Source organism: Aliivibrio sp. S10_S31, from assembly GCF_014694495.1.
GTDB classification, from domain to species: Bacteria; Pseudomonadota; Gammaproteobacteria; order Enterobacterales; family Vibrionaceae; genus Aliivibrio; species Aliivibrio fischeri.
Genome location: NZ_JAAUWR010000008.1, coordinates 80,693 through 94,256, shown reverse-complemented (window position 1 = coordinate 94,256; position 13,564 = coordinate 80,693). Strand labels below are relative to the sequence as shown.

Genomic DNA, 13,564 nt, shown 5'->3' with positions numbered 1-13,564 from the left:
TATGTCAACTGCAATCGTTGTATTTAGTGGCGGACAAGATTCCACTACCTGTTTAATTCAAGCATTAACTCAATATGATCATGTTCATTGTATTACTTTTGATTATGGCCAACGTCATAATCAAGAAATTGAAGTAGCGAAAAAAGTCGCGATTGAACTTGGTGCAGCTTCTCATAAAGTCATTGATGTCGGCTTATTAAATGAATTAGCCGTGAGTTCACTTACTCGTGACAACATTCCTGTTTCTCATGAGCTTCAAGAAAATGGCTTACCGAACTCTTTCGTTCCGGGCCGTAATATTCTTTTCTTAACGCTTGCGGGTATCTATGCGTACCAATTAGGCGCAGAGGCGGTGATCACTGGTGTCTGTGAGACAGATTTCTCAGGCTACCCAGATTGTCGTGATGAGTTCGTAAAATCCATTAACCAATCACTTGTTCTTGGTATGGATCGCCAGCTAGAAATTAAAACACCACTAATGTGGTTAAATAAAGCCGAAACATGGGCCCTTGCTGATAAGTATGGCAAATTAGACTATGTTCGTAATCATACTCTAACCTGTTATAACGGTGTGATTGGTGACGGTTGTGGCGATTGCCCATCGTGTGATTTGCGAAAAAATGGCTTAGATGCTTACCTAGAAAATAAAGAATCTGTAATGGCTGATTTAGAATCTAAACTTTAAAAAACATTATCTCTATTTAGAAAATAATAAGGCCACCACGATTAAGTGATGGCCTTTTTATTTACTTAAAAACCAATATTAATGGGAAATTCGCCCTTTAATATCATGATCTAATTCTTTATTTAGTAAATCTTCAACATAACCTGGAGAATGCGTTCCACCCGAGATTAAGCGATACATTGCAGGAATAACAAACAAGGTTACCAAGGTCGCAAATGCCATACCAAAGAAGATGACCGTACCAACCGCTACTCGGCTTTCATAGCCAGCACCTGTTGATACAATCAATGGAATTGCACCAGCAAGTGTTGTAAATGCGGTCATTAGAATAGGTCGTAAACGTCGAGCAGAGGCATCTACAATCGCCTGTTCAAGTTCAACGCCTTTATCTCGTAATTGGTTGGCAAATTCCACGATTAAAATACCGTTTTTAGTCACCATACCAATTAGCATGATCATACCGATCTGACTATATATATTCAGTCCTTGATTCATTAACAACAAACCTAAGAAACCACCAAATACCCCCATTGGCACCGTAAACATAACAACCAACGGGTTAATAAAGCTTTCAAACTGTGCTGCCAATACCAAATAAGCCACTAATAGAGCTAAGCCAAACACAACAAGAATACTAGATTGGTTCTCTTTAAAGTCTTTAGATTCGCCAGTATAACCAACAGATATATCACTCGGTAATATCTCAATCGCCTTCGCATCCAGATAATTCAATGCGTCACCTAAGGTTGCACCATCCTTTAAATTAGCACTTAAGGTAATCGATTTTTGCTTATTAATATGTGATAAACGAATAGCCGATGCGACTTCATTAATCTTAGTGACCGTATCAAGTGTCACCAAATCCCCTGATGACGTTCGCATATAAATCTGGCTTAGGTCAGCAGCATTATTAAAACTGTTTTCATCGCCGCGAAGATAAACATCATATTCTTCCCCACGTTCAACAAATGTCGTTTCACTTTTACCACCGAGCATAATTTCAAGTGTATCCGAAATATCAGAGATCTTAATGCCTAATTCAGCAGCACGGTGACGATCAACCGATACCACTAATTCAGGTGTTTTTTCCGAGTAGTTAATATCAGCACCTTCCATCAATGGGCTGTTATTGGCCTCTGCTTTTAGTATCTCACCCCATTTTTGTAGTTCACTGTAATCTGAACCACCCAACACAAATTGAACCGGTTCGCTTGAGCCACCACGGAAGCCTGGCATCATTGGAAATACACGCACATCAGGAATATCAGCAAGCGCTTTTCGGATCACACCCAATCCTTGTTGAGCCGTTAAGTCACGATCTTCCCAATCTTCTAGGATCATGATAACAAAGCCCGTTTGATCTCCTGCATTACCACCAAATGCTGGTGATTGAATACTGAATGATTTCAAAAAGCCTTTACCCAATAACGGCATTAAACGCTCTTCAACAATATCCATATTCGAACTCATGCGGTTGTAACTGGTTGCATCCGCACCTCGAACAAAAGCAAATAATACGCCACGGTCTTCTTGTGGTGTTAATTGAGATGGCACGTACTGCATCAAGCCATAACTACCACCAATACACGCAAGAATAATCACAGGGGCCAACAAACGCCACGCTACCGCTTTCGATACTGCCTTACGGTAACTACGCTCTAATGCTGAGAAAACTTTATCGATAAATAAGTTAAAACGATTCGGCTTCACATTTGCTTTTAAAATCTTACTACCTAAAACAGGTGTCAGTGTTAACGCGATCAATGAAGAGAACAGCACTGACATAGCAAGTAGTACTGAAAATTCAGTAAAGAGCAAACCAACCATTCCATCCATAAATGAAATCGGTAAGAAAACCATAACAAGCACTAAAGTCGTCGCAATAACGGCAAAGCCTACTTCTCTTGCGCCTTTATAAGCAGCAAGTAATGGTGACTCTCCTTTTTCTAAATGATGGAAAATATTCTCAACCACTACAATCGCATCATCCACCACCAAACCAATGGATAAAATCAAAGCCATCAAGGTAATTAAGTTGATGGAGAAACCAAAATAGTAAGCTGCAATAAATGATGATATTAACGAAACAGGTACCGTTACCGCAGGGATCAAAGTTGCACGAGCCTGTCCAATAAAGATATACAGAACCAGAATAACCAATCCACCAGTGATAAATAGTGTGCTATATACCTCTGCAATTGAACGCTCAATAAATACCGTTGAGTCATAATCAATGGCTAAACGAGTCCCTTTTGGCAAAAATTGCTGGATCTTAGCGACTTCTTCGTGAACTAAGTTCGCAACATCCAACGGATTAGCATCTGATTGAGGGACGATCCCCATACTAACGTTTACTACACCATCACTTTTAAATGTTGAGTTTTCATTTTCTGCACCGATAAATACATCAGCAACATCTTTTAAATAAATAGGCGTCCCATCACTGGCTGTTTTCACCACCAAGTAATTAAAGTCTTCTGCCTTATTATATAAACGCTCAGTTCTGACCGACATAACAATGGCATCATTTCTAACTTCACCACCAGGGCTTTCAATATTTTCAGAACGAAGTGCCGCCGTAATATCTGATGCCGTTACGCCACGTCCGGCCATTAAATCCGGTTGTAGCTTCACATACATCACTTTATAAAGGCCGCCAGAGACATCAACAGAACTCACACCAGTAATTAAGCTAAAACGGTCAACCAATACACGTTCGATGTAATCAGTTAACTCAGTTCGGTCCATTACACTTGAGCTTAAATTAATATAAAGAGAGGCTTCACCACTGCCGTTATTTTTAAATACAATGGGATCATCAGCTTCATCAGGTAAGCTACGCTGTGCTCGGGCAACCGCATCACGAATATCACTCACGCCTGTATTTAAGTCATACCCTAGATCAAAAGTGATCATGATACGAGACATACTATTTCGCGTAGTGGACTCGATCTCATCAATCCCACTGATACCAGAGAGTTGGTCTTCTAATACCGTTGTAATTTGGCTTTCAATAATGGTAGCAGAGGCCCCTTCATAACGCGTACTGATCGAAACGACCGGGCTTTCAATATCAGGCATTTCACGAACAGCCAATTTACTGAACGACACCGCACCAAATACACATAACAGCAAACTTAAAACAATGGCGACAACAGGCCTTTTTACTGAAACATCAGATAACCACATGATTACTGTACCTCAGTTTTATTTTGTTCAAGTTGCTTAACTGTTACGCCATCACGCATATTTACTAAACCTTGAACGACAATTTCATCACCTACATTTAAACCACTCGCGATGACAACACGGTTTTCAACACGAGCGCCTAAAGTAACTTCGGTGCGAATTGCTTTATTATCTTCACCTATTACATAGACATAACGCTTAGTACCTGAATACTCTAAAGCTTGAACTGGAATAATTGGAGCATTAATAGCAGGAAAATCTAACGTTGCTGCCATCAGCATTCCCGGCTTCATTTTTAGATCTTTATTCGGAAATTCAATACGAACTCGTAAGTTCAACGTCTCTGCATTAATTCGCGAATCAACACCTATCAATTTTCCTGAAAATACCGAGTTTTCCCATGCTTGACTCGTTGCTTCAACATTCATCCCCACAGAAAGCATTGATAGATAACGCTCTGGCACTTGCAAGTCGAGTTGCATAACAGATAAATTATCTAACGTCAGTAATTCAGTACCAGCACTCACCATTTTGCCTCGGCTAAAATCAATAAAGCCAACCGTACCAGCAAAAGGAGCTGAAATATGAAGATCAGATAAATCTGCATTTGCTGCATCTAAACGAGCTTGAGCAATATCAACACTGGCTTTTTGTCCATCAATCTCTGTTTGTGTAATGGCATTTTTTTTCGCTAAGCGTTGAAATTCTGTTAATTTACGTTTTTCATCATTTAAATAAGCACGAGCCTCTTTAATAGCCGCAACCGCCTTATCGTCATTAAGTTGAACGACTAGCTGTCCTTTTCTTACGTTTTGATTTGCTTTAACCGCAATACGCTCAATCTTTCCAGCAACCTCAGGAGAGATCACAACAGACTCAGAAGCCTTTAGTTTTCCGATTAATGATAATGATTGAGATATTTCATGAGTAGCCACTTCTTCAGAAAGAACAGCAACCGACTGATTTCCTCTTGTTTTCTTAGCATAAGAAGGAGTTGATAAAGTGCATGCTAATAAAACGACTAGAGCGATAGACTTAGTTTTATTCATATTGATACTTATAATCTAAATGATGGAATTAATTTCTGGCCATAGTTTACCAAGGGAAACACCTTTTGTTCGTCAATGAATGTAAAGATGACGAAATAAACTGTAAAAACAACTGCTTCTATATGACTGATATTGAGTTATTTTGTTCCGATATGGCGAATTTTACTCCTTTTTGACGAAAAACCCATCATTCAAACCAAAAATCAAAGAAAAGTGCTTTACAGAAAAACGAAGTTTGCTATTATTCGCTCCGCACTTGGCAAGGTCGTTGGGAAAACTCTCGCTAAGTATAAAAATTCTCGTTGGAGGGGTTCCCGAGTGGCCAAAGGGAGCAGACTGTAAATCTGCCGCGAAAGCTTCGATGGTTCGAATCCGTCCCCCTCCACCATTATTCAGTTAATTGAGTCATCAGTTAACACACTTGATGACTCCTTTGGGAAAAGAGTTAGTTAAGTATAAAAATACCCGCTGGAGGGGTTCCCGAGTGGCCAAAGGGAGCAGACTGTAAATCTGCCGCGAAAGCTTCGATGGTTCGAATCCGTCCCCCTCCACCATTATTCAGTTAATTGACTCGTCAGTTAACACACTTGATTGCTCCTTTGGGAAAAGAGTTAATTAAGTATAAAAATACCCGCTGGAGGGGTTCCCGAGTGGCCAAAGGGAGCAGACTGTAAATCTGCCGCGAAAGCTTCGATGGTTCGAATCCGTCCCCCTCCACCATTATTTATCTCGTAAGAGATCGAAAAGCCAATTCAGAAATGAGTTGGCTTTTTTTGTGCCTGTAATACCTACCTATTGATTTCCTGCGCAATTGTCTGAGTAACTACGGATCTAAATTGAAATAAATTTTATCCTTAAATACCCCTTGCCAAAATAACTGTATAAATATACAGTAACTCTATTTTATTAAATATAGAAATAGAGGCATTACAATGCACATTGCACAAGTTCAAAAGCAGCAAGAACCGTCACAATGGAAAACATGTAGCTTATGTAATAAAGAGGCTTTTTGTCATCCTTCTACTAGCGTCACAATGGCTTGGATAAAAGCTGGTTTAGGTCAACAAAAATGCACGTGGCGCTGTGAGACATGTCAGCCAAGTGCTAGATTAATAAACTAAACTTACATGACTTAATGCCAATTAATGTTAGTATCATTATATTAAAGATCCTCGCTCAACTAGGATTGACTATATTTATAAGGACTTGATAACCCAATGAAAGTAATCTCATTCAATATAAATGGCCTTCGTGCTCGCCTTCACCAATTACAAGCTATCATTGATAAGCACAACCCTGATGTTATTGGTCTTCAAGAGATCAAAGTTCATAATGAAATGTTCCCAGTCGAAGCCGTCGAAGCGATGGGCTATAAAGTGTACTTCCATGGCCAAAAAGCACATTACGGTGTGGCTATGCTATGTAAACAAGAACCAATTTCTGTGCAATATGGTTTTGATACGGATACAGAAGAACATCAAAAGCGCATGATCATGACCACTCATCAGCGTGAAGATGGCTCAAAAGTAACGATAATGAATGGTTACTTCCCACAAGGTGATAACATCAAGCATGAAACTAAATTCCCTTATAAACGTCAATTCTACAAAGATTTGATGACTCACTTGCATACACACCATACTAATGATGAAGAGATCATCGTCATGGGCGATATTAATATCAGCCCTATCGATGCAGATATCGGTATCGGTGAACCAAACGCAAAACGTTGGTTAAAAACAGGCAAATGCTCGTTCCAACCAGAAGAGCGTGAATGGTTACAAACATTAAAAGATTGGGGGTTTGAAGACACGTTCCGTAATCTTCACCCTGAAGTAACTGATCAATTCTCGTGGTTTGATTATCGTTCAAAAGGGTTTGTAGATAACCGTGGTTTACGCATTGATGTCATTATGGCAACACCAACATTAGCAGCAAAATGTACAGAATCTGGCATTGATTACGAATTACGTGGTATTGAAAAGCCTTCTGATCACGCACCAATTTGGTCAACATTCAAATAATATGTTTAGCCCTCACCAATTTGTGAGGGCTTTTTTATCCCAATCAATTTCTTACTGCGATTGGTATTTAAGGAAGTACAATGAAATTATTCATCTTTGATCACTGCCCATTTTGTATGAAAGCCAAAATGGTTGCTGGTATAAAAAAGCTACCCGTTGAATTTGTTTATCTTCAAAATGATGATGTGAATGCTCGTATTGAAAAAGTGGGAGCTAATATGGTGCCTATTTTAGAGAAAAATGATGGGAGCTATATGGCAGAAAGTCTTGATATTGCAAAATATTTAGATGAGCATGATCACCATCCAATCATTGAAAAATCAACACACGAAGAAGAGATCTCTGAGTGGCTAAACGCAGCAAGACCACTGTTTGCTAAACTTACTTTTTCTCGTTGGACTCAACTTGATTTACCTGAATTCGCTCGACCTGAAGCAATTACATGGTTTACAGAGAAAAAAGAAGAGTTCATTGGAATGAGCTTTGAACAAGCATTAGCGAACAGTAATGAATATATCAATGCATTAAATCCACTATTGGTTAATGCGAACTTCATTACTCTTCCTTCAGAGAAAGGAAATCAAATCACATGGGATGATATTAACTTTTTCCCATTTATTCGTAATTTGACTGTTGTTAAAGGGTTAGGTCTTCCACCACACTTAAAAAACTATCTGGAAGAAATAAGTGAATTAACTGGTGTTCACCTATTTTTTGATGTTGCGGTATAATAGCAATCTATTTTAACAAAAAAAAGAGCACATTAACGTGCTCTTTTTCTTATCAAAATCATGAAAACCAACGTTGATACCAAAGTATTTCCCCGTGTTCAATAAAATCAAACACACTCAAAAACAATGCACAAATAAAGACTAACTTTACGACTCTTATCAATATCAACGATAAACTCATCACTACTTCCTTTAACGAATATTCCATTCATATATACACGATATCTACTTAAATGGATATTAATACCAATCGTCGTAACTAACTGGTTATCCTAGTTTGTTCATATACTCGATAACTGTGTTGGAATTTTTGACTGTGAATAAACTAATTAACTTAATGGCCTCATAAACCTGAGCATTCGAGTTTCCAATTGCTTAAATATAAAAATAATAATAAACGTTAAGCACATATAAAACATGCCGGCAGCAATATAGGATTCAAATGGTGCGTAATATCTTGAATTTACTAAGCGTGCAGCACCAGTTAAATCCAGTAAAGTAACAATCCCTGCAATAGCTGAACCATGAAGCATGAAAATCACTTCGTTACTATAAGCTGGCAATGCTCTACGTAACGCACTAGGTAAAATAATGCGTTTATACGTTTGGAATTGATTCATACCATACGCTTTGGCTGCTTCAATTTCTCCTTGTGGTAAACCATTAATAGAACCACGCACAATTTCAGCTGTATAAGCTCCTGTATTTAAAGCAAAAGCAACAAGAGCACAAAATGAAGCGTGTTCCCATAAGGTATCTTTAACAGGGAAAAATTGATCCATACCATAATAAATAAGATACAGTTGAATCAATAAAGGCGTACCACGAAAAAAGTAAATGTATGTCCAAGCTGGTAACCATAAAATGGGATTATTACTGTTTCTTGCTATCGCTGCTGGTACAGCAATACACAAACCAATAACCAAAGATACCGCGACCAACCACACCGTTGTCCATAAGCCTTCAAGATAAACAGGAAGGCTCTCAATGATAATTGAAAAATCCATATTTACCTCATGTGAATACTAAATTTACGTTCAATAAGTTTTAACGCACCAGTTGAAACTGCTGTGAAAAATAAGAAAATACAAGCCACTGTCATATAAAAAGTAAATGGCATCTTAGTTGTCCCAGCAGCCATTGAGCTAACACGAACCATATCTTCTAAACCAATAATCGAAACCAAAGCAGTAGTTTTAAGTAGAACTAACCAATTGTTACCAAAACCAGGCAACGCATGACGGATCATTTGCGGAAACAAAATACGACGAAATGCCATCATGCCACTCATACCATAGGCTTTTGCTGCTTCCATTTCACCACGATCTACCGCCATGATTGCACCACGAAATGTCTCAGCCATATACGCGCCAAAAATAAAACCAATGGTTAGGACACCTGCGATAAAAGGACTAATTTCTATATAATCAGGAAGATAAGAAACCCATTCATGATCTGGGTTTGAGTTTGTCATCCACTCATTTATCCATTCATTACTCGCATACAACCCATTGTTTAATAGCATTTGTCCGCCAAAAAACAGTAGCATCATTAATACTAAATCAGGGATCCCTCGAACAATAGTTGTATAAAGTGTGGCAATAGATCGAGCCCAACGATATGGAGCCATTTTCGCCAAAGCACCAAGTAAACCAAGAAATACGGCTAAGAAAAGAGATAGGAGCGCAACCTGCAGCGTGACCAATGCTCCATCTAAAATGGAGGATTCATATCCTTGTAAATCTAACATACTACTTCCAAGCTTTCGCTTTAATAACAACGCCAATACATATCAAAAATGGTTCATTGGCGTTGCTATAACTATTAGAATGAAAGAGGTATATTCCACCCTCCTCCCTTAAGGCTGACTCAACAATTACTCGCCATACACATCATAGTTAAAGTATTTTGCAGCAATTTCTTGATAAATGCCTTTTTCACGTAAAGAATCAATTGCAGCATTTAATTGCTCAGTTAGATCCTTATCTTGTTTACGTGTTGCGATACCAAAACCTTCACCAAACCATTTTGGATCAGTTAGTGACGGACCAACAAATTCATATTCTTTACCGCCAGGTTTATTAAGAAGACCCTCTTCTAGTGCTGATGCATCACCTAAAACCGTATCAATACGACCCGCTTTTAGATCTAAATAGGCTTCGTCAAATGAACCGTAGCGTTTAAGATCAACACCTTTACCAAAGTTATCAGTTAGGTATTTATCATGTGTTGTTGCACGTTGAACTCCTACGGTTACTCCTTTTAAGCCTTCTTTAGTCATAACTAAATCAGTGCCTTTTTTAGCGACAAATTTATTGGGAATTAATGCATATTTTTCCGTGAAGTCTATTTTCTTTTTACGCTCTTCTGTAATAGACATTGCAGCAATGATTGCATCATATTTACGTGCAAGCAGTGAAGGAATAATACCATCCCAATCTTGTGCTACGATTTTACAACGAGCTTCCATTTCTTTACATAAAGCATTGGCAATATCGACATCAAAACCTTTAAGTTCGCCTGAAGGTTCTGTCCAACTAAATGGAGGATAAGCGCCTTCAATACCAAAACGGATTTGTTTCCATTCTTTTGCTTGAGCTGCGCCTGTTAGTGCTGTTGATGCAACAACTGCTGCTAATAACCACTTTTTCATTTCCTTACTCCTGTAACTTTTATTCCGTTTAATTGATTTAATTTTTATTGGTAGTGTTTGCTTTACAATATGTTTAATAAATAGATGAAATAAATTGCTGTAAACGTTCTGATTCTGGGTTAGTAAACAGCTTCGCTGGATCTCCCTGCTCTTCAACCAATCCTTGATGTAGAAACATCACATGATTTGAAACATCACGAGCAAAGGCCATCTCATGAGTAACGACCAACATAGTTCGTCCCTCTTCAGCGAGGTCACGCATTACTCCTAAGACTTCGCCAACTAACTCAGGGTCTAGAGCAGAGGTTGGCTCATCAAACAACATCACTTCAGGGTCAACCGCCAATGCTCGTGCTATCGCCGCTCGTTGTTGTTGACCGCCAGATAAATGTCCAGGGTAATAATCTCTGCGCTCATATAATCCAACTTGTTTCAAAAGTTGTTCTGCTTTTTCAATTGCTTGTGCTTTTGGCATACCTAATACATGTACTGGTGCTTCAATCACATTCTGCAATACAGTCATGTGAGACCAAAGATTAAACCCTTGAAAAACCATAGCCAAACGTGAGCGAATTCGCTGAACTTGCTTTTCATCAACAGGAACGGATTCACCTAAACGATTATTTTTCATTTCTATCAGTTCACCATTTACCCATATCTCACCTTTACTTGGCGTTTCAAGTAAATTAATACAACGTAGAAAAGTACTCTTACCTGAGCCTGATGAACCAATAATCGAAATCACATCACCTTTATTTGCCTCTAATGAAATACCTTTTAGTACTTCATTTTGGCCAAAATGCTTGTGTAAATCTTTTATTTCTAGCGCGACTGCATCCTTCATGCGCCATATACTCCTAATTCAGCTACACATTAATCGTTTGCTTTTCACTTTATTCTTAGAATTTAACACTCAAAATTACCACAGGCAACAATTTATTAACTAAAGTGTATTTCAGGAACGTAAATTAAACATTAGTTGAATTCTTATTCATACTAAATGGCGAATTTCAATGTTTTATTCCCTATTTGAAAATTTACATTCAGCAAACAATTAACATTATATAAACAAGTGAATATGATTCATTATTGTTTTAAAATACGGCCTATAGCACGAATACCACGTATTACATGTAAACGAATTACTGCTATTATTTATGCTTTATTAAGAATTGTTAACAAGTTCAATATTGTTGATACCATTGAAAAAATGCATCAAAAACACTGTAGTAAGTTGATATTAAAGAGATTTATGACTGATATTTTTATCATTAACATAATAATACCAAAGTGTTAACGGTCTCATTTTGTAGTTTTCTTTCATATACAATTATATAGTGATCGAGATCAATCATTGGCTTAATTTTCGTGTGCTACACTCGGCGAAAATAAAAAGAACAAGCTTCAATACCTACTGTATTGATTCATTATTTACTTTAAATTCCATATGAGGATTCTATGTCTACAGACAAAGAACTGAACGAAAAAAGCTATAGCGAATTACACCGCCCAGCTTCTGAGTTCAATAGCCGTTCAGATTACTTAGATCATGAACTTCAAATCATGAAACCACGCCGTTTTGGTTTAAACTTACCAGGCCGTGATTTCCGTTTTGAACTAGAAGATCTTGTTCCTGCTCTAGCGGGTACGATTGGTATCATTGCAATGTACTCTGCTGTAATGATGTCTTGGGCTGACGGTCTAACACAAGCATGGCCTCACATTACTTTAGGCAAAGATTTTGCTATCGAAGTTGCACGTGTTGAAATGCTTATCCCTGCTTTCTTATTCTGTATCTTAGCTTCTGGTTTCTTTAACCCTCGCGCTAACCTTGCAGGTAACCATGGCCCTATGATCCCACTTATCGGTGCGATCGCGTTAGCTGGTGCACACCCTCTTGCTCTTGCCATTTTATTAGGTGTATTCGGCTTACTACTAAGTTACTTTAAAGGTGGTTCAAAACTGGTTAACCTAACATCGGAAGGGGTTGCCGGTGGTTTACTTGTTTTCTTAGGCTTCAGCGGTGCAATGGGCCAAATTAGCAAAATCCAATCTTGGTCAACAGGCTTAGAAGGCAATTTTGGCTATGTTGGTTTGATTGTATTAGCTGTGAACATTGTTCTGTACGCTTACCTTGCTCGTATCAACAAACGTTGGTTAGCAATCCCAGCTTGTGCGTTTGCAGGTCTAGCAGTAGCCCTTGCTCTAGGTGCAGGTTTTGACCTTAAGTTTGAAACTGAAATGGGTCTTCCTAATCTAAACCCTGTTTACTGGTGGGGCTCAACTGAAGAAGGTTGGATGCTTGGCCTACCAAACCTACAACACTTCTTAGCGTCTTTACCATTTGCTATTCTTGCTGTTGCTATGTGGTCTCCAGATTTCCTTGGCCACCGTATCTTCCAAGAACTAAACTACCCTCGTCGTACTGAAAAAGTATTAATGGATGTTGATGACACGATGACTATGTGTTCAATCCGTCAAATGGTAGGTACAGCTGTTGGTGGTGGTAACATCACGTCTTCTTGGGGTACATATATGATCCCTGCTGCGATTGCTAAGCGTCCTATCCCTGGTGGTGCTATCCTTCTAGGTACGATTGTTATGGTTATCGCTATCCTTGGTTTCCCAATGGATGTCGCAGTATGGCCACCAGTTATGTGTATGGCTCTGTTAGTAGGTGTATTCCTACCAATGCTTGAAGCTGGTGTTCAAATGGTTAAAGAGAACAAAGACGCACAATCTGCAGGTATTTGTATCTTTGCTGCTGCTGTTGCAAACCCTGTTTTAGCATGGGCAATGACTATGCTTCTTGATAACAATGGTTTAATCGGTGATAAAGAGCGTCCTAAGAATCTTTCTTTTGTTGACCGTATCGTTATTCCTGGTGGCGTATTAGTAATTTGTTTAATTGCTATGCTTGCTGTTGGTATGCTTGAAGGTCAATATGGCATCAAGGCACTACTATAGTCGCCTCACCTAACGTATAATACTTATGGGGTAACAAAAAAAGTTACCCCTTTTTATTAAAAAAATTGAAAATTTATTGATTTAGTTTAAGGTTTGCAAAAAAAGTTTAAGGTAATCTTGAAAAATAGAGTGGTTAGTCGCAATATATATGCTTATAAGCTAGATTTTGTAATTATTTATATTGTTATTAAATTGAGTGTACTATTTTTCCTTCTAAGGAAGGTTATGGGTAACTCAAACCCATTTTAATAGTACGTATTTTTTCT

General features: G+C 38.3%; 11 protein-coding genes and 3 tRNA genes. 8 read left to right on the top strand and 6 right to left on the bottom strand.

Translation table 11 applies throughout. From position 1 onward, the window contains the following. Nucleotide 1 precedes the first annotated feature (1 nt). Nucleotides 2-685, top strand: coding sequence for a 7-cyano-7-deazaguanine synthase QueC (queC, locus tag HC728_RS08990; RefSeq protein ID WP_065622452.1), 684 nt, complete (start codon nucleotides 2-4; stop codon nucleotides 683-685). A gap of 78 nt (nucleotides 686-763) precedes the next feature. On the opposite strand, the gene vexH is transcribed toward queC, so the two are convergent. Together vexH and HC728_RS08980 are read right to left on the bottom strand one after the other, a co-directional pair. Further along, nucleotides 764-3,874, bottom strand: a complete 3,111-nt coding sequence (gene vexH / locus HC728_RS08985) for a vibriobactin export RND transporter permease subunit VexH (RefSeq protein WP_012532894.1) — start codon at nucleotides 3,872-3,874, stop codon at nucleotides 764-766. Between the two features lie 2 nt (nucleotides 3,875-3,876). Continuing rightward, a complete protein-coding gene (locus HC728_RS08980; protein ID WP_017019202.1) occupies nucleotides 3,877-4,923 on the bottom strand; it encodes an efflux RND transporter periplasmic adaptor subunit in 1,047 nt (348 codons plus the stop codon). Nucleotides 4,924-5,227: 304 nt separating this feature from the next. On the opposite strand from HC728_RS08980, the gene HC728_RS08975 reads away from it, so the two are divergent. The 6 genes from HC728_RS08975 to grxB all read left to right on the top strand — a co-directional run bounded on the left by HC728_RS08975 (nucleotide 5,228) and on the right by grxB (nucleotide 7,678). Beyond that, nucleotides 5,228-5,311 (top strand) — tRNA-Tyr (locus tag HC728_RS08975). 82 nt (nucleotides 5,312-5,393) lie between these two features. After that, nucleotides 5,394-5,477 (top strand) — tRNA-Tyr (locus tag HC728_RS08970). An 82-nt stretch (nucleotides 5,478-5,559) separates the two neighbouring features. Next, nucleotides 5,560-5,643 (top strand) — tRNA-Tyr (locus tag HC728_RS08965). A gap of 212 nt (nucleotides 5,644-5,855) precedes the next feature. Beyond that, nucleotides 5,856-6,044, top strand: a complete 189-nt coding sequence (locus HC728_RS08960; protein WP_054776356.1) for a hypothetical protein — start codon at nucleotides 5,856-5,858, stop codon at nucleotides 6,042-6,044. 96 nt (nucleotides 6,045-6,140) lie between these two features. Continuing rightward, nucleotides 6,141-6,947 carry an exodeoxyribonuclease III gene (gene xthA / locus HC728_RS08955; RefSeq protein WP_005419842.1) on the top strand — a complete coding sequence of 269 codons (807 nt, stop codon included), beginning with the start codon at nucleotides 6,141-6,143 and terminating at the stop codon, nucleotides 6,945-6,947. Between the two features lie 80 nt (nucleotides 6,948-7,027). Further along, nucleotides 7,028-7,678 carry a glutaredoxin 2 gene (grxB, locus tag HC728_RS08950; RefSeq protein WP_065640441.1) on the top strand — a complete coding sequence of 217 codons (651 nt, stop codon included), beginning with the start codon at nucleotides 7,028-7,030 and terminating at the stop codon, nucleotides 7,676-7,678. A gap of 329 nt (nucleotides 7,679-8,007) precedes the next feature. Here the strand turns inward: grxB and HC728_RS08945 are convergent, their stop codons facing one another. From HC728_RS08945 to HC728_RS08930, 4 genes are all read right to left on the bottom strand, one after another. Beyond that, nucleotides 8,008-8,685 carry an ABC transporter permease gene (locus tag HC728_RS08945; RefSeq protein ID WP_065640440.1) on the bottom strand — a complete coding sequence of 226 codons (678 nt, stop codon included), beginning with the start codon at nucleotides 8,683-8,685 and terminating at the stop codon, nucleotides 8,008-8,010. A 2-nt stretch (nucleotides 8,686-8,687) separates the two neighbouring features. Further along, nucleotides 8,688-9,428 carry an ABC transporter permease gene (locus HC728_RS08940; RefSeq protein ID WP_065623221.1) on the bottom strand — a complete coding sequence of 247 codons (741 nt, stop codon included), beginning with the start codon at nucleotides 9,426-9,428 and terminating at the stop codon, nucleotides 8,688-8,690. A 126-nt stretch (nucleotides 9,429-9,554) separates the two neighbouring features. Further along, complete coding sequence (locus tag HC728_RS08935; protein WP_017019762.1) at nucleotides 9,555-10,331, bottom strand: ABC transporter substrate-binding protein; 777 nt, start codon at nucleotides 10,329-10,331, stop codon at nucleotides 9,555-9,557. Between the two features lie 73 nt (nucleotides 10,332-10,404). Next, nucleotides 10,405-11,175, bottom strand: a complete 771-nt coding sequence (locus tag HC728_RS08930; protein WP_005419849.1) for an ABC transporter ATP-binding protein — start codon at nucleotides 11,173-11,175, stop codon at nucleotides 10,405-10,407. A 614-nt stretch (nucleotides 11,176-11,789) separates the two neighbouring features. Between HC728_RS08930 and HC728_RS08925 the strand changes: the two genes are divergently transcribed. Beyond that, nucleotides 11,790-13,298, top strand: coding sequence for a DUF3360 family protein (locus HC728_RS08925; RefSeq protein ID WP_012533819.1), 1,509 nt, complete (start codon nucleotides 11,790-11,792; stop codon nucleotides 13,296-13,298). Nucleotides 13,299-13,564 lie beyond the last annotated feature (266 nt).